Source organism: Acinetobacter sp. WC-743 (assembly GCF_000335555.1).
In the GTDB taxonomy this organism is placed as follows: domain Bacteria; phylum Pseudomonadota; class Gammaproteobacteria; order Pseudomonadales; family Moraxellaceae; genus Acinetobacter; species Acinetobacter bereziniae.
Window position 1 is genome coordinate 16,585 of record NZ_AMFQ01000074.1, and the last position, 18,999, is coordinate 35,583.

Below are 18,999 nucleotides of genomic sequence, written 5' to 3' on the forward strand. Positions count from 1 at the left end.
ATAAAATATCATACTCAAAAACACATCCGTAACTGTTTGAGGCAGAACTACTTTTATAAAATTCTTATTTTTAATCGTTTAATTTAAACCACTTCAAGTCTGGATCACAAAAATAAAAACTGCACATGCTCCCTAAAAAGCATGAACAGTTTAGATATTCATTTTTCTTAAAAAAATTAACGACCGATGATTCCACGAGCGACGATTTCTTTCATAATCTCATTTGTTCCTCCATAAATACGTTGAATACGGGCATCTACAAAGAAACGAGAAATTGGATATTCCGTCATATAGCCATAACCACCAAAGAGTTGCAGCAAACTATCGATAATTTTCATTTGCATATCCGTACTGAAACTTTTCAACGCCGCCGCAGTTTCAACATCCAATTTATTTTCTTTATATAATGCTAAATTCTGATTATAAAATGCTGCAGTTGCCAATTCGTCAATTTTAGCTTGTGCTAAAACAAATCGAGTATTTTGAAAACTACCAATTTTCTGACCAAATGCTTGGCGCTCTTGCACATATTGAGTCGTTACATCAATTGCTCCACGAATCGCACCCAATGCTGTTGCAGCAATTGCAGTACGTTCACGAGGAAGTTCTTGCATCAAATAAGCAAAGCCTTGACCAGCATTGCCCAATAACTGGTTGGCAGGAACTTTCACATTATCAAAGAATAATTCCGAAGTATCTTGAGAGTGCAACCCAATTTTATCGAGATTGGTTCCCTTTTTAAAACCATCCAAGTGAGTATCGACCAATAACAATGAAACACCTTTGGCACGAGCTTGTGGATCTGTTTTTGCTGCCAACACAACCAAATCAGCATGTTGACCATTTGAAATGAAGGTTTTTGAACCATTCAATAAATAATGATCACCATTCAAAATAGCACTACTGCGCATACCCTGTAAGTCCGAACCTGCACCAGGTTCAGTCATCCCAATAGCACCGACGACCTCACCAGCGACCATTTTAGGCAACCAGTATTGTTTCTGTTCTTCATTGGCAATATGCAAAATATAAGGCGCTGCGATTTCAGAGTGACACGAGATTGCTGTAGATAATGCACCATAACCTGCACGCGCCGACTCTTCAACCAACATCAACGAGTATTCCGTTGGGACACCATAACCGCCATATTGCTCAGGAACATCGACACAAAGATAGCCATTTTCCCCCAATAATGACCACACTGATCGTGGCATCAAGCCTTCTTTTTCCCATTGCTCATAAAATGGAGCAACATGTTCTGCCATAAAGCGTTTGAAGTTATCACGAAAAAGTTCTAAATCTGCATCATATGCCAACATATTTATATTCCTTTCAACCTGAGTTTTTGATTTTATGATGTATAGCATCCTAATCATTTTTTTTAAGCTTGTCATGATCGCATGAGGTCATTTTTTTTTGGCACTTTTGCCAATCCATAAAGCTGCTTTATAAGACTTTGTTATAAAAAAAGAGCAATTGGTTGAAACCAACTGCTCTTTGGTGATATATCGAGATTTCGATCATTTGCTTATAGTCAAACCGCCTGATTATTCATACAATAGATTTGGATGATTCATTTATTTTGTACTTTTGAATCATAAACAGTCTTGCTATCACGAGGCGACATGGATGTCGCCATGTTGAGCGGGGGTATTAGGATGTACCCCTCGCTCAACGGAAGATTTTTGTTACTTTTCATCTCTGAAAAGTAAAGTATCACCTACGCAAAACAATTTAAACTTTAGAGCTAAAGCGTGGCATTGCTAGCTTTATATCATCAAACAATATATTGATCGCTTTAATTTTATTGATCAACAGAAATGATATTCTACTGTATGAATTTTTCAACAGATTGACTATAGATTAAAACAAACTCATCAGAACTTATTGTCTCTCAGCATCGGGAGTGAAGAATTCAATTTAGTCACTTCATTGAATAATTTCCCAACAAGGGATGGAATTAAGGCATCTGCCATTTGCGCTGCTTGTAAACCAAGTTTCTCACCCAATGTCGGTTTACGACGTGTTTGAATCACATAAACATCGTGTTGTGGGAGCAAACTCAGTAAATATTCATCCGAAGTCTGTAACTTATCGACCAAGTTCAAATCACGTGCATCTTCACCATACCAATGCTCGCCTGTGGCTACTTTTTCCACATTCAATTGCGGACGATATTTTTCAACAAAATGTTTAAATAATTGATGGGTTTGTTGTAGTTCTTCTTCAAATTTAGCTTTGCCTTCAGGTGTATTTTCACCAAACATTGTCACGGTACGTTTAAACTGCCCTGCGGTATATAGTTCAAAATCAACATGGTGCTCTTTTAACAGTCGATTAAAGTTAGGCACTTGCGCAACCACACCAATCGAACCCACTACAGCAAATGGCGCAGAAACAATTTCACTGGCAATACACGCCATCATATAACCGCCACTAGCAGCAACTTTGTCCACACAAATAGTCAAGTGAAAACCAGCATCACGTAAACGAACCAATTGTGCTGCTGCCAAGCCATAACCATGCACCATTCCACCTGGGCTTTCTAAACGCACGATTACTCGATCTCGCCCAGCTTTTGCTGTTGCTAAAATCAAGGTAATTTCTTCACGTAAGTTCTCTACAGCAGACGCTTGAACATCACCTTTAAAATCTAAAACATAGATTTTTTGATTATGCTTTTTACGTACACGTGCTTCTTTGACCAATTGTTGTGTCAACTGCAAAAGCTCAAGTTTAGATGCAGTTGATTGAGCAATTCTTTTTCTTTGTTCATTAATTCGTGCATTTAAATGACTAATACGAATTTCTGCGGGAACTTTAGGTAAATGAAATAACATAGAATTTATAATCTCGAATATCTGGATAAATGCTTTTCCATTAAGATGCGGACGGATTGAATAAATTTCAATACATATTTTGAAAAATTCGACAAATCTCTAGTCACTTTACGAGCCACTTATTGTTTTGCTAACACCGATTCAGGTTTAAAATACAGGTGTAAAAATTATAGATGTTTTCCAATTTGTTTAACGCAGATCAGCAATCCAAAATTTTAGTTATAAAACGTATATATTTTTTTTATAAAAAATTAACTACCTCCAAGATTAACGATACTTTTACTTAAAATAATCCACTTTTTATTAATCGTTTTTACGTCTAAATAAATGATGATTAATTCATAAAAATATAGTCATCAATGATACAAAACAGCTTTCAATGCTTTTTATATAACCTTATGCCAATCTTTGTAGGACAAATTCACAAAAAAAACATAGACATGATTTTTCCAACTACATCATACAAAAATAAAATACTAGGTATTTAATTTATTGATAATTTGATATTTATCACATTTTTTTATCTAAATAACATATTTGTTATTTTAATTTATTTATTTAAAATCAACACGTTAAAACGAGAATCACATTTTTTAATTTTATGGTTTTTTAATAATCATTTCTTTAGGAAATGTTGAATTTTATCAACATCAAGGATAAGGAATGAGTATGGATATCTCTTCACACGATGAACACCTACCACCTAAAAAGCAAAAGTTTTATCAAATCCTGTATGTTCAAGTCATTTTTGCAATCGTACTTGGTATCCTTTTAGGGCACTTTTGGCCTGATATTGGTGCGAGTTTAAAACCTTTAGGTGATGCCTTCATCAAATTGGTTAAAATGATTATTGCGCCGGTAATTTTTCTGACAGTGGTCACAGGAATTTCAGGCATGAAACATATGGGAACAGTAGGTCGTGTTACTGGTAAAGCGATGCTTTACTTCATAACATTTTCTACACTGGCATTAATTGTCGGTATGATTGTTGCCAATATTATTCAACCTGGACATGGTTTAAATATTGATCCAACAACATTAAAATCAGACAAAGTGGCTGAATACGCTGAGAAAGCACACGATGCGTCTATCGTTGATTTCTTAATGAATATCCTTCCTACCACCATCCTTAGCCCGCTAACCAGTGGTGACATTCTGCAAGTCCTTTTTGTTGCTGTACTATTTGGTTTGTCTCTTGCTGCGGTGGGTGAAAAAGGTCAGCCTATTGTTGATTTTTTAAATAACTTAACAGCACCAGTATTTCACTTGGTGGGAATGCTGATGAAATTTGCTCCGATTGGTGCATTCGGTGCTATGGCATTTACAATTGGTAAATATGGTATTGAAAGTATTGGTAATCTTTTACTTTTAATCATGACTTTCTACATTACTGCATTGTTGTTTATTCTGGTTATTTTAGGTGCTGTTGCACGCTATAATGGATTTAGAATTACAGACCTGATTCGTTATATCAAAGATGAATTGTGGCTGGTGCTTGGAACGAGTTCTTCTGAAGCAGCACTTCCATCGTTAATGCGTAAAATGGAAAAAGCTGGTTGTGAAAAATCTGTGGTAGGACTCGTAGTTCCAACAGGTTACTCATTCAATCTGGATGGTACCAATATCTATATGACGATGGCTGCCCTATTTATCGCACAGGCATGTAATATTGATTTGAGCATTCAAGATCAAATTCTTTTGTTACTTGTAGCAATGCTCAGCTCTAAAGGTGCTGCTGGTGTAACTGGCGCAGGTTTTATTACTTTGGCTGCAACACTTTCTGTCGTTCCTGCTGTGCCTGTTGCGGGTATGGCTTTAATCCTTGGTATTGACCGCTTTATGTCAGAGTGTCGCGCACTAACCAATTTAGTCGGTAATGCTTGCGCAACAATCGTTGTAGCGCGTTGGGACAATGCATTAGACAAAGATAAATTGGCTGCCGCATTCGCTCATCCACCAAAGTCACATTATGATGAAAAAGCAGTAGAACAACATCGTGAAGACCCAATGGACTAGTTAAAAATTGAGTATAAAAAAGAGCCATCAGGCTCTTTTTTTATTGATCTAAATCTAATGACCACACAATTGATTCGATTAAACTGCACCGATACAGATGCTTAAATCATACATCTCCCCCCAATATACTCATCTGATTTTGAAATCAGTCGGTGTACTAAATAAAAATATTCCTTTTTCATTAAATGATGATCATTCATGCCAATTAGATTGATTTATTTCCTTACTCAAACAGTCAGGATTGATCTATTTCACAGCATTATTTAATAGGTATTGATTATTCATCTGCGGATCAAAACAATATTTTTTAAATATAAAAAAGAGCCTTTCGGCTCTTTCATTTTAATACTTCGCTAAACTTAACCAAAACGACCTGTAATATAAGCTTCAGTCAATTGATGATCTGGTTGTGTAAATACTTTCTCTGTGGAATTCACTTCAATCAAATCACCCAAGTGGAAGTATGCAGTTCGATCAGATACACGCGCTGCCTGTTGCATTGAGTGGGTCACGATTGCAATGGTGTATTGAGTAGAAAGTTCAGAAATCAGCTCTTCAACTTTTGCAGTTGCAATTGGGTCCAAAGCTGAGCACGGCTCGTCCATTAAAATGACTTCAGGGCTTACAGCTATGGTACGTGCGATACACAAACGTTGTTGTTGACCACCAGAAAGACCCGTACCCGGTTGGCTTAGTCGATCTTTAACCTCATCCCACAGACCTGCTTTACGCAAACTGTTTTCAACAATTTCCTCTAAATCGTACTTATCTTTTGCCAAACCGTGTAGTTTTGGACCATAAGCAACATTATCAAAAATTGATTTCGGAAATGGATTTGGCTTTTGGAAAACCATACCGACTTGTGCACGTAACAGCACCACATCAAGATTTGGGTCATAGATATCTTGGTTATCTAAACGGACTTTACCCGTCACACGACAGCTATCAATCGTATCATTCATACGATTCAAAGTACGTAAAAATGTTGATTTACCACAACCTGATGGACCAATAAATGCAATCACTTCATTTTCATAAACTTGAAGATCAATACCTTTAATCGCTTCTGATTCACCATAGTAAACATGTACATCTTCAGCACTAAGTTTGACTGTCGTATTTTTTTCTTTCTTCGGTGTTGAAGATTCAAACTGAGAGACAAAAGATGTATTTGCTTGCTTTTGTTGATGCTCAGTGGATGTAAATTGAGATTGTTCAGAATTCACGGTTGTATCCTGTTTTAAGGAATTTTTAGTTTCTACAGTATTCATCTATTCTGCCCTCTTTTACCAACGAACTTCAAATTTCTTACGTAACCAAATTGCAAAGCTGTTTAAACCCACCATTAGTGCCAATAACACAATGATTGCAGCAGCTGTACGACCTTCAAAGAAGTTACGCAATTCATTACCTTGCCATAAGTAAACTTGAACAGGTAAAGCTGTAGATTGATCGAGTGGAGATACTGGAATATTCGCAACGAATGCACTCATACCAATTAACAGCAACGGTGCTGTTTCACCCAGTGCATGAGCAATACCAATAATCGCACCTGTCATAATTCCTGGTAATGCCAAAGGAAGTACATGATGAAATACGGTTTGCAAACGCGAAGCGCCTATACCAAGTGCCGCTTGGCGAATTGATGGGGGCACTGCTTTAAGTGAAGCACGTGTAGTAATAATGACCGTTGGTAAAGTCATTAAACTGAGCACCAAACCACCGACCAGCGGTGCTGATATAGGCAGATGCATCCAACCAATAAAGATCGCTGCACCCAGCAGACCAAATACAATCGATGGAACTGCTGCAAGGTTATTGATGTTGACTTCAATAATGTCTGTAATAAAGTTCTTTGGTGCAAATTCCTCTAGGTAAATCGCACTTGCAACACCCAATGGAATAGAAATCACAATCACAATCAACATCATGAATAATGAACCCATGAATGCACCCGCCAAACCAGCCGTTGCTGGTGAACTACGTGAATCTGGGTTGGTAAACATTTGCGTGTTGAACGTACGATTGATAATGCCTTTCGCAGCCAAATCATCTGAAAGCTTACGTACTTCAGGGCTTAACTGTTGCTGATCATCTGGTAATGAACGATCGATATGTCCTGCTAACCAAACATCAATGTTTGCGTCTGCAAGGAAATTTAATTCAACTTTTTTACCCACTAAAGATGGATCTTTAAACACCATATCACGAATACGATATGCTTCAGAGCTGGTATAAAGGCTAGAAAGGTCATCACGACGACTTTCAAGTGATGGATCTTTAGAAATAATGCCGTTTACAATCAAAGCATCCCAATCCACCATACCCATTTTAGTTTGCCAGTCTACATAGCGCTCTTGAAACACAGCTGGAGACTCGCCGACTTTTTGTGTTGGTTTTGGACCCGCATCAATCACAGTTGGATCAAAATAGACAGGTACGGTCATACTTGCTTGCCAAAATGCAGGAAGCCCCTTGTATAAGATACTTCCAAACAAAATCGCGACAAATGCCAGTCCCATAATCACGGCAGAAAAGCCAACAAAACGGAATGTCTTTTCTTTACGATGACGTTTTGATAATGAACTTGCGATTTTAGCTTTACGCTTTTCACGTAGTTCTGCGGCAACTTGAGGATCAAATACATTTTGATCCACTGGAGATGTATTTGATGTACTCATTCGTATTGCTCACGGTATTTACGCACAATGTAAAGTGCGACAATGTTTAGACACAATGTAATAGTGAATAGCGTCAGACCCAATGCAAAGGCAACCAATGCCTGTGGGCTTGCAAAGTCAGTATCGCCAGTTAACTGTTTTACAATCGTTACGGTTACCGTAGAAACAGCTTCAAGTGGATTGATATGTAGTAAAGGACTGTTTCCGGCCGCAAGTACAACAATCATGGTTTCACCAATAGCACGTGATACAGCAAGCAAGAATGCGCCAGTAATCCCCGGCAAAGCCGCAGGAAGTACCACTTGGCGTATTGTTTCAGACTTGGTCGCTCCCAAACCCAAAGAACCATCACGTAATGATCTAGGGACTTGAGTGATAATGTCATCAGAAAGTGAAGATACAAATGGGATAATCATGATTCCCATTGCAAAACCAGCAGTAAGTGCGCTGGTTGCATTGACTTCAATACCAATTGAATCACCAATTGATTTAAAGATTGGACCGATCACCATCATGGCAAATACACCATAAACGATGGTTGGGATACCTGCCAAAACCTCAATCGTTGGTTTAGCCCATGAACGGAATCTAGGTGATGCATACTCAGCGAGATAAATTGCAATCATTAAACCCAATGGAACAGCAACCAATAAAGCAATACCACTGACCATGAGTGTTCCCCATAGTAATGGCAGTAAACCATAACTACCTTCAGCATTTCCTGAAGTGCTAAAACCTGGATTCCACTCTGTACCAAAGAAGAAGTCAATTGGACTGACAAAATGGAAAAAGTGCATCGCTTCGCTGAACATCGACATCACGATTCCTACTGTAGTAAGAATTGCAACGCCAGAACATAAAATCAAAACTACGTTAATGGTTTTTTCAACTTCATTACGTGCACGGAATTGTTGGCTAATTCTTTTTCTTGCCCACACTAATCCCAAGATTGCTGCACAGACCACAACAGCAAATTTGGCAAAAGAACTGATTCTTTCAAACTTTGCTAATTGTTCTGCAGCGGCTACTTCATAGGCTGCAGGCGTATCTGTTACACCAAAACCAGAAGCAATTGCCTTGATGCGATCTACAAGTACATCTACTCCAGCTGTATCAAGAGATGCAGCAACATTTGCTGGAACATTCTTTAGAATTAAATGTTGCAAAACACTCGGTTCTACCAAATTCCAAACAATTAAAATTAAAAAAGCTGGGATTCCACACCACAACGCCACCAAAGAACCATAATAGCCTGGACGTGAATGTAAAACTGCAGTGTTATTTCCCTTACCTGCTAGGCTTCGGCTTTTTCGTAGCCCAATTTGATATGCGATAGCAATTAAAGCTAATAACACGCCAATGAGTAGCAGATTCATGTATTCTCCACCGTTTTTTCAATCTTAATTATTTGAAAAAACTCTGCTTAGCAATGAAAGCCGATGGTAGTCTCCCACCATCAGCTCCATGATTACGGTTTTATTATTTACCAGCTTTGAAACCAGCAAGTACTTTTGCACGCTCAGAGTCAGACAATGAGATCAAGCCAGCTTTGTCTAATTTAGAACCTTTACCAGATACTTTTTTGTTTAAGAAGTATTCAGTATATTCTTTTAAGCCTTTGATAGATTGTAAGTGTTCACCTTTAACATAAAAGTATAAAGGACGCGATACTGGGTAAGTACCATTAAGAACAGTTTGTTCTGAAGGGACTACATTGTTTACTGTCGCAACACGTAATTTATCTTTGTTTTGGTCATAGAAACCTAAACCAAATACACCTACTGCACTTGGAGATGTTTTTAAACGTGCTAGAGTTTCAGTATAGTCACCCGCGATTTCGATCACTTTACCGTCTTTACGGAAAGCAGAACATGCTTTTTTCTGAGCATCTTTATCTAACTTTTTGAAGTAATCGTAGCTTTCACAACCTGCTTCAACCATTTTCTCTTGGAATACTTCACGAGTACCGTGGTTAGATGCTGGAACCACTAAAGTAATGGGTTCGTTTGGAAGAGATTTATCAATTTGGTTCCAACGTGTATACGGATTTGGTACCAATTTACCATTTGATGGTAATTCAGCTGCTAAAGCTGCAAATACGTGTTGTGGACGTAACTTATAAGCTGCTTTGCTTGCATTTGATGCAAAAACGATACCATCATAACCAATTTTAATTTCTTGGATTTTATTTACGCCTGCTTTTTTACAAGCTGCAATTTCAGTATCTTTGATTTTACGAGAAGCATTCGCGATATCGATTGTATTATCGCCAACACCAGAACAGAACTGTTTAAGACCAGCAGAACTACCGCCTGAACCCACTACAGGTGCTTTAAATTGAGGGAAAGTATTACCAAATTCTTCAGCAACAATACTTGCATAAGGAAGTACAGTAGAAGAACCAGCGATTTGGATGGTATCACGAGCGTTTGCTGCCACTGCTGCCCCTGAAACTGCTAATGCAAGTGCGATATGGTTAATGCGCATTCTTTTCTCTCTTAAATAAACTGCAATTTGAAGTACGCCACTTCTTTTTGTGTTGTACTTTTCGGATAACTGCATTTTGATTTTAAAATATGACAAATAAGTTACAGCTTTATGACGCTTTTATGATAATTGATGATTCGCATTTGATTTTATTAAAAATCTTTAAAATTCAATATGTAATAAACTGTATTTTATTTTTATAAATTTAGAATAATGCCCTTCAAATTGTAATATTTCATGTGAATGTCACAAAACTTCTATTATCCCCCTATTGATACCGCGACATTTCATGTCGCAGTGAGCTTAATTTTTAATGTGATAAGGTTTAAAATTAATAAAAAAAAGAGCAACTAAAATGACTTCATTAAACCGAAAAGAATGGCATGAGACTTTTCTGAAAATGGTCGCTTCGGCAAGTATGATCACCTTCATTATCTATATGAGCTGTTTGATTATCTTCATATTATTGTCACAAATTAGTCAATATTTTATCGTTCAAAACATAGTGAGTAGCTTTAGTTTTATCAGCTTGTTTATCTTAACCATGCAAACATTACGTTCAATGTACCATGTCTATTATTTACCTTTAATGAATAGTTGTGCACATACTTATCAAAAATTAATTTTCTTTTGTAGTAGCTTTTCTATTGCTCTCATTGTATTAAGTTCTTTTTTCTTCAATTTTACCCAAATGTTAAAAACCTATTACAACTAGCATATTTTTGAACAACTGATTGTTTTTAACTTGATCTACTGTACTGTTCTAATTTTTGCAAATATTGATCGCAATAATTGAAATTTCTAAGAACACTGGATTCTTTTATATTCAAATCAATTCTAAACAGAAGATTTGTATATGAATAGTCGCACAGAATACTTGTTTCATTCCGAATTTCCTGTCCATATGACTTTTTCGCAACAGGATTGGTTGTTATTGGCACAGTATTGGTATCCAATTGCTTTAGCACGTGATATATCAGAACAACCTCAAGCTACCATGTTATTGGATATGCCTTTGGTCATCTACAAATTTAATCATGAGATTATTGTTGCAAAGGATGCCTGCCCACATCGAGGCGTACCGTTAAGTCTTGGTACACATGATGGTCAAGGGGTTGTTTGTCGTTATCATGGTTTACGCTTTGGTGAGAAAGGTAAATGCAATCGAATTCCTGCCCATCCAAACCATAAAATATCTGATCGTTTTCACTTGAGAACTTATCCAACCATTGAACGATATGGATTAATCTGGTGCTGTTTATTGGCAGATGAACAAGATAGCCCAAATATTCCCGATATGCCTTATTGGGATCAAGCAGAATATCAACAATTGGTTTGCCCTTGGATTGATTTAAAGTGTTTTGCGGGTAGACAATTGGAAGGATTTATTGACGTCGCTCATTTTGCTTGGGTTCATGCTGATACATTTGGAGATCCAGAGCATCCTGAGGTAGCTGACTATACAACTCAAGAAACCCATTATGGCTTCAGTGCTGATTATCTTAGTCATGTTGGACGTTATCCAATTGGCTTAGATCAATTCGGACAAGAAGGGTTTCAATGGTTACGTCATTTTGAGGTTCATTTACCATTTACAGCAACGCTCACAATACATTTTCCCAATGATTGCAAACAAGTCATCATGAATGCTGCCTCACCAATGACGGCACGAAGCACACGATTATTTGCCCCAATTTGTCGTAACTACGATAAAGATTTACCCATAGAAGAAGCCTATGAATACAACCTTAAGATTTTTGAAGAAGACCGCTTGATTGTTGAAACGCAGAAACCAGAATATTTACCTTTAGACCTGTCCATGGAAGCACACTTTCCTGCTGATCGCAGCTCAAGCATGTATAGAAAGCTGCTTAGAAAAGCTGGATTTAGTCAAATACTCGCTGCCTAGCTCAATTAAATATTAACTTTAAGAAAGAGGTCTTGATGACTTCTTTTAACTTTATATAAGTAGGTTTCACGATCCTTCATTTCTCGATTTAACGATAACGACGATTGAGAATGCTTAAATTTAATCCAAAAGCTTTTATTAAAATTGCACTCTTCTTTTAAACGATTAAAATGCATCTAACACAGATCCAATGAGGTGATAGAACATGCAACAAATGTGGTCAGACATCGATGCTTATATCGAATCACATTTAATTCCTGAAGATCCGATCCTCACACAAACATTAAAAAATACTGCGGATAAAGGCTTTCCAGACCATCTCGCTGTTGCTGCAAATCAAGGCATGCTGTTGCAAATGCTGATTCAAATGAACAAATGTAAACGTGTTTTAGAGTTAGGAACTTTTGCAGCATATAGCACCATGTGGTTAGCGCGTGCCTTACCTGAAGATGGTTATATTTTAACAATTGAAGGACGTGATACGCATGCAGCTTTAGGTCAAGAAAATATTGACCTCGCAAAACTTATACAAACTGTTGAATTAAAGTGTGGGCGTGCTGCTGATATTTTAAAGGCTTTGCCTGAAGATACCGCACCTTTTGACTTTATTTTTGTCGATGCAGATAAACAAAGTTATCCTGAATATTTAGAATTAAGCTTAAAACGATCACATTCAGGTACAGTGATTGTTTTGGATAATGTGATCCGCGCAGGAGATATTCTTGATCCAAATAACATTAAACCAAGCATTGAAGGCATTCGAGATATGTATAAAGCGATGCAGAATCACCCCCAAATTTTATCATGCACAGCTTTACAAACAGTAGGCAGTAAAGGGCATGATGGATTTGCAATTGCGATCGTCAAATAAATATTCAAATACCCTGCTGAAATACAGATGTAATGACAAAAGACCGCCAGTTCAAAATGGTGGTTTTTTATTGCCTAATTTTCTACTAAAATTTAGATCATAATTTTTTTTCTTAAAGTTATCCCCTGAACTTGTTTGTAGAATTGTGGATAACTTATGTATTACCAAATAACTCAATGAAAAATAATATATTTTAATGATAGATTAATTTTCAACCAGTTAAATTCATTACAGTTTCAAAAGCACTTGCTTTTAGAAATGCAAGATTTATTCAAAATTTTTTAATAGAAAAAAGCCATAAATTCTCTGATTTATGGCTTTTTTCTATGTTGATAATCACAGGAACTTGGATAGAGAAAAATGTAATCAATATTCAAAAAAAGCTAATTTCATGATCACATTTTTCAGTCTCATTATTTAGTCACCAACAACGGAACAGCCGAATTCCTAAAAATTGTCGTTGTCACGCTGCCCAAGAAAAATTGATGTATTTTACTGTGGCTAAATGCGCCTAATACAATTAATTGGATTTGATGTTGATTTTGATAATCCAAAATATTTTCAGCAACATCCCCGTAACGATATTCAACAACAACGTCTAAGCCTGCATCTTTTAACCGTTGTGCGGGTTCATTGAGGATTTCAGGATGATCTCCCACATAAAGTAAATGGCATTGTAAAAGTTTTAATAAGTCACTTTTTTCTACACGTTTCAGCATTTTTTGGCATGCTTCAGAAAGTTCATAAGCAAATATAAAACGTGTTGGTGGTTTAAAAGTTTGACCTACTGTCAATACCGTACTTTTAGCACCACGAATGAAATTCTCTACATTACTTCCTAATATTTTATTTTTTTCAGCTGAACGCTCGCCAACTCGACCAATGACTGCAATATCATCCTCAGTCAACTCATTAAAGCTTTGCTCAAGAAAATCACCTTTCGCCTGAATTCGCCCAGGGGTAATACCATACTTTTCCTGAATCATTTCAGAAATATGTTCAAGAAGATTATTACTATAATCGAGTGCTAATTCACTTTGTTTTTGCTCAAGTTCTGCAAGCTCTTTGAGTAACATTGCGTTACTTTCAAAACCGATTACCCCACTAATTTCCCCTAAATGATAACTTGCAGGGTAATAGTCTAATACTTGCAATAAAACCAGTTGTCGACCAGTTTTCTGAGCAATCCAAGCTGCTGCTTCTGCCAATGCATTAATACAAGGAGAAGAGTCAATACAAGCAACTACTCTATTCATTTTTAACCTCACTTTGGCGATATCGCCTTGGGTCTATTTGATTTTAAATTAGCATAAGTTTCTATAAAATTGGACAGCTTTATGTAATTAATTCCATAATTTAATTATGTATTTGTACAAATTGTGCGGTTATTCACGGTAACGAATCAATTGCGCTGGATTGCCTGCGACGATTTCTCGTTCAGCAATATTTTTAGTTACCATACTATTCATACCCACTACAGCATGTGAGGCAATTTTAATTCCATCCTTGATGCCGACATGTGCACCCAACCAAACATCCTGACCAATTTCAATGCCCTTAGAACTTACTGCTTGTTGATAAATTGGTTGGTCCAACGCCATACCGTGATCAAATGCGTAGAGATGACAATAGGCTGCGATTCGTACTTGATCATCTAATTTAATCCCTGCACGACCTCCATCTAAAATACAGTGATGATTAATCGCAACCTCACTGCCAATTTCTAAAGGACCATGTAAGGTACAATCAGCTGCAATAAAGGTATTGTCTCCAATACTAATTTTTCGTCCTGGCTCAGCAAAGATATGGGCAAGCGGAGATATAAAGCAATTTTCTCCGATTTCGACAGTTTCCATTTCCATTAAATATGTTTGATATTCTTGTTGCCACTGTTCAGCCCAAATTCGATTTTTCGGCTTAAGTGAATAATATAGCCAAGGCATATAATTTAAACGGTGTTTATGCTGTTCTCGATATTTTAATAATGGATCTTGTTCAGTCATTGTTTTCATCCATTAATTTAAGCTGTTCACGTCCGCGTGTAACATCTTGAATTTTTAAACGTAATGGATCGAGTTGATGTATTTGCAACAATGCTTCAACCTCGACACCTTCAGCAGTATATTGTTCATTGTATTCAATATGTTGTGTGTTTAATTCATACTGAAATATTGCCCACTCATTGAATTGACATTGAAAATATATTTTTTTCTTTTCAATCAGTTCTATTTTTTCTGCCGAGAGCAAACATTGCCCTGCACAGCCACCATAAGCACGAACCAAGCCACCTGTACCTAACTTGATACCACCGTACCATCGATTGACCAATACAATTGAATTGGTTAAATCATTTCCTTCAATGGTTGCAAGAATCGGGCGACCTGCTGTACCTGAAGGTTCACCATCATCATTAAAACGAACATTGTGTCCTATTTTCCATGCCCAGCACTGATGAGTGGTTGTAGGATCTAAATGCTTTTCTAAAAACATTTTAACCTGTTGTTCATTTTCAACTGGCGCTGCAATGGCTTGAAATCGACTTTTTTTGATCTCTTCTTCAAAAAGCGTTTCAGATGCAAGTGTAAAAACCATAATGAAAATAAAACATTCAAACTCAATATGTTCTGATTATAACGTGGATTTTAAAAACATTGGGCAATAAAAAACCCTAAGCGAACTTAGGGTTTAAGCACAACTGGATGATTAGAGAACAAGTTGATGATTTTGAAGCAGGAGTTTCAAGATATCATCCTCTGTTTTGCCGTTAAATGCAGCACCTGATTGCGCCAAATTATCCAATTGAAGCAAATCAGTTTTTCCAGTGTAGGTAGTTCCTGCACCATCACGATCTAGGGTGAGTGTGACATTATTACCATCAACTCTTACACCAAGATAGTTTTTCAAATAGTTTGCCGATGCTGTTAAATCAGTGGTGATATTTGCACTGTTAAAACCAATGAGCAAATCAGAGATATCAATGACATCTGCATTCGTATCAGTATTCACATTTCCAGCATGGAAATCTGTCCAGTGATCCGTACCATTTCCACCCGTTGCACTTGCACTTTCAAGTACATGATAAACAAGTACATCAGAGCCACCATTACCAGTGAAACTATCATTCAACTCACCACTAATGAGCGTATTACGTAGAGCATCACCCGTCGTAATTGCATCAATCGTCACAGTAAGTGAAGCGATATGATCTTGACCGAAAACAGTCAGCTTATAATCAAATACCTCTTGACGACCAATTTCCCCAGCCTTAGGTGTATAAACATAGCTTCCATCACTTTTCACGAATAGACTGCCATAGTCGCCTTGTATGGTAATACCGTTGTACCCAACTTCGGTAAACTGACCATTCCCCGTATCTATGCTAAATTTAGCATAAGCATGATTATAGGTATCGTCAGTTAACATATTACCTGTGATAGGAGCCGCAGTAACTGGAGCAATATCATTATAGTGGGTAATGTTTTGATCGACTGTCACTGCTGCATTAAATGCCAGACCAGTATTTCCTGAAGCAGATGATGTAATTGTGTAAGTTCCTGGTCCTAAATTAGGAATATCTACAGTGACTGTTCCACCTAATACCGTAAGAACAGGTGTTTGCGTAATTGTTCCGACTGTAACGCCATTTTGATCTTTTATTGTAAGGATAATTTGTGGTGCTACACCAATTGAAAGTGCAGGTATATTTACTTTTACAACCACATGAGCGGAATCTGTATTTGCAATACTAAATGTTGTCGGAGTATAAGTACCATTTCCACCAGCACCAAACAGACCCGATGCAACCTTAAGTTCACCTTGAGTCGATGTAACTGTTTGATGAATATTTGTCACAGCGCCAATCACCGCATGATCTGAATTATCAAGCACTATTGGAGCAGGAAGTGTCACATCATTTTGAGGATTTGCATTATCCCAAACCACACCAGAGTTATCTCCATCAATACGAATATTCAAATGGGCAGTAGCTTGAGTTCCATTAAAATCTCGAATTGTATATGTGAAGGTATCTACTTTACCAATGTCCTCAGGTGCACCATTGCTTATATATTTATAATGTCCATTTGGAGATATATATAATGTTCCATAAGCCCCAACCACAACTGTATTTGCACCAGACAATGTCACAATTGGACCACCAATTTCATTTTCGACTTGTGTCACAAATGTCGTTGTATTAACTTCATCTGCACCATCTACACTTGAAATAACATTACCTTCTATGCTGCCTGAACCCAAATATTTGTTGGTTTGCGCTTGCATGGTCAACTCGACACCGCCGAACAATTGTGCAGATAAAGTTGAATCCAAAAGATTTAGTATCTGTTGTAATAAACCAGCATCCGTTGGATTTTCTTGCAATGCAATTGTATAAACACCTGGCGGCAAACTATCCACATTAATCTGACCAGAATAAGTAAATACGGCTCCCAATAGACCTGTTGCTGTCAATTTAACGGCATCTTGCACAATAAAATATTCTTTTTGCGCGACACCATTCTCATCCAAATATTGACGCTCAAGTACAGCATTAAATACCTTACCAGAGGTACCTAATAAAGTGCCAACAATCCCACCAAGTGCAGCATTTACAAAGCTTCCACTCACATTTACATTAATACTAGAAGTACTGTTCTCTTCAACTTCAAAATTAAATGGAACTGTGTTGCCTAAAGAAACATTAAGTCCTAGTAAATTTACGCCTAATAATTGAGAAGCTCTTCCTTGTACTCCTACATCATCACCCACGGTTTCTTGATAATTTTTAACAGTTGCAAGATCATCATTTGCAACAACCTGATCAACATAATCTGGTGGTGTTAAGTCACCAGGGTCTGCTGGTGTTCCTGCAATATTTATAATGATTTGAGCCGTATCAGATGTTGCTCCATTAGACAGCTTATAATCAAATATTTCAGTTTTTCCAACAGCCGATTCTCCAGCTGTCACAGTATAAGTAAAGACTCCTGTTAGTGTGTTAATTTCAAGACTTCCATACTCTCCTTGAATTGTAACACTACCTTGTGCAACAGGTGCACCATCTATTTCAGTGATTGAACCACCACCAATTACATCTTGACCATTTCCATTATCAGCAAAAACATTACCTGTCACTGCATAGTTTGCAAAAACCTCTTCAGTTCCAGTTACGCTAATATTTGTTTTTTCGTAAATCGTTAATAAGTTTGACAATAGAGGAGCAACAGCTGCATCAACAATGTAATCAACTACGCTAATTGGCAATACATTTAATAGTTGGTTAACGACACTTGAAAGCGGTAAACCGAGTGTATTTACAGGAATTAAAATTGTATTGACTAAAGCGAGAACTGGAGCACCTAATGGACCAAGTACTGCATTAATTGCTGCCTCGATAGCTGCCGCATTTGAAGCACCCAGAATTTCTCCTTCGCCACCAAGGTCAGTAATCGCAACGTCTTTGAGTAAAGTTGTTAGAGCACTATCATCAGCCTGAACTGCAACCGTATAATTACCCTCAGGTAAATTAGTGAAATCAAGCTTAATTGAGTCGTTACTATTCACGACACCAATGATTCCAATACCACCCACAGTGACAATACCACCTTGACTCGTACCACGTGCAACTTCCACTGGTCCATTGCTAGTTTGCTGATAAATAACAATCTGAACAGCCTCACCGACCGAAATCAGGTCTTGTTGTGACACTGTGACAGAAATATTACCTGTCGCTCCCTTACCTGCACTTCCTGGTGTTTGTGGAATTGAGAAATTTAAACCAGTAGCATTATTCCCCAAGATATCAACAACTGCGATATCTGAACCTGCAACTTCAGTACGGTTTACTCGGACTTCCTGACCTAGATTTAATGCAAATTCATCATTTACAGCATTAAGTGGCGGAAGAACAATCGAACCATTGCTTACTGAAGTTGGTGGTAGTGTTGCTGCATCATTGCCCGCAATGTCTTGAATCGCATTCGGATCATTAGCTGCTGTTGGATCGGTATAACCTACTTGCACCGCTTGACCTGCTGTCACTGGAGCACCCAAGGTTAACACCACACTACTGCCCACCACTAATACATTCGTGATCGCAACCACTTGACCATCCGCAGTCACTGCGAAGTCGCCTGCAACTGGTGGATTTAATGGATCAAGCGCTTCACTGTAGTTCAGCGTTAAGGTCGTACCCAA

13 protein-coding genes are annotated in these 18,999 nt (G+C 37.5%); 3 read left to right on the top strand and 10 right to left on the bottom strand.

The window, feature by feature from the left end:
• Positions 1-176: 176 nt before the first annotated feature.
• Positions 177-1,319 carry an acyl-CoA dehydrogenase family protein gene (locus tag ACINWC743_RS09610; RefSeq protein ID WP_005032291.1) on the bottom strand — a complete coding sequence of 381 codons (1,143 nt, stop codon included), beginning with the start codon at positions 1,317-1,319 and terminating at the stop codon, positions 177-179.
• A gap of 558 nt (positions 1,320-1,877) precedes the next feature.
• Positions 1,878-2,849, bottom strand: coding sequence for a protease SohB (gene sohB / locus ACINWC743_RS09615; RefSeq protein WP_257790589.1), 972 nt, complete (start codon positions 2,847-2,849; stop codon positions 1,878-1,880).
• Between the two features lie 660 nt (positions 2,850-3,509).
• Between sohB and ACINWC743_RS09620 the strand changes: the two genes are divergently transcribed.
• Positions 3,510-4,856, top strand: coding sequence for a dicarboxylate/amino acid:cation symporter (locus tag ACINWC743_RS09620; RefSeq protein ID WP_009585284.1), 1,347 nt, complete (start codon positions 3,510-3,512; stop codon positions 4,854-4,856).
• 359 nt (positions 4,857-5,215) lie between these two features.
• Here ACINWC743_RS09620 and pstB read toward each other — a convergent pair whose 3' ends face one another.
• The 4 genes from pstB to ACINWC743_RS09640 all read right to left on the bottom strand — a co-directional run bounded on the left by pstB (position 5,216) and on the right by ACINWC743_RS09640 (position 10,024).
• On the bottom strand, positions 5,216-6,127 hold the full coding sequence (pstB, locus tag ACINWC743_RS09625; RefSeq protein WP_004824538.1) for a phosphate ABC transporter ATP-binding protein PstB: 912 nt from the start codon (positions 6,125-6,127) through the stop codon (positions 5,216-5,218).
• A 15-nt stretch (positions 6,128-6,142) separates the two neighbouring features.
• Positions 6,143-7,537, bottom strand: coding sequence for a phosphate ABC transporter permease PstA (pstA, locus tag ACINWC743_RS09630; protein ID WP_004824541.1), 1,395 nt, complete (start codon positions 7,535-7,537; stop codon positions 6,143-6,145).
• A complete protein-coding gene (gene pstC, locus ACINWC743_RS09635) occupies positions 7,534-8,913 on the bottom strand; it encodes a phosphate ABC transporter permease subunit PstC (protein ID WP_004824542.1) in 1,380 nt (459 codons plus the stop codon). Before pstC ends, pstA begins: the two co-directional genes overlap by 4 nt.
• Positions 8,914-9,016: 103 nt before the next feature.
• Positions 9,017-10,024, bottom strand: a complete 1,008-nt coding sequence (locus ACINWC743_RS09640; RefSeq protein ID WP_004824544.1) for a substrate-binding domain-containing protein — start codon at positions 10,022-10,024, stop codon at positions 9,017-9,019.
• Positions 10,025-10,880: 856 nt separating this feature from the next.
• Here ACINWC743_RS09640 and ACINWC743_RS09650 point away from each other — a divergent pair.
• The gene (locus tag ACINWC743_RS09650) at positions 10,881-11,933 is read left to right on the top strand and encodes a Rieske 2Fe-2S domain-containing protein (protein ID WP_035300874.1); all 1,053 of its coding nucleotides are present in this window, start codon (positions 10,881-10,883) and stop codon (positions 11,931-11,933) included.
• A gap of 205 nt (positions 11,934-12,138) precedes the next feature.
• Positions 12,139-12,804 carry an O-methyltransferase gene (locus tag ACINWC743_RS09655; protein ID WP_009585280.1) on the top strand — a complete coding sequence of 222 codons (666 nt, stop codon included), beginning with the start codon at positions 12,139-12,141 and terminating at the stop codon, positions 12,802-12,804.
• A gap of 413 nt (positions 12,805-13,217) precedes the next feature.
• Here the strand turns inward: ACINWC743_RS09655 and ACINWC743_RS09660 are convergent, their stop codons facing one another.
• From ACINWC743_RS09660 to ACINWC743_RS09675, 4 genes are all read right to left on the bottom strand, one after another.
• Positions 13,218-14,060 (bottom strand): universal stress protein, encoded by an 843-nt coding sequence (locus tag ACINWC743_RS09660; RefSeq protein WP_009585264.1) that lies wholly within the window; start codon positions 14,058-14,060, stop codon positions 13,218-13,220.
• A gap of 129 nt (positions 14,061-14,189) precedes the next feature.
• Entirely contained in the window at positions 14,190-14,807 is a 618-nt protein-coding gene (locus ACINWC743_RS09665) for an acyltransferase (RefSeq protein WP_009585279.1), read from the bottom strand.
• Positions 14,800-15,396, bottom strand: coding sequence for an IMPACT family protein (locus ACINWC743_RS09670; protein WP_009585263.1), 597 nt, complete (start codon positions 15,394-15,396; stop codon positions 14,800-14,802). The genes ACINWC743_RS09665 and ACINWC743_RS09670 overlap by 8 nt, the downstream gene beginning before the upstream one ends.
• Before the next feature lie 111 nt (positions 15,397-15,507).
• Positions 15,508-18,999: beta strand repeat-containing protein (locus tag ACINWC743_RS09675; protein WP_157432065.1), on the bottom strand; the 3,492-nt coding region annotated here is incomplete at its 5' end.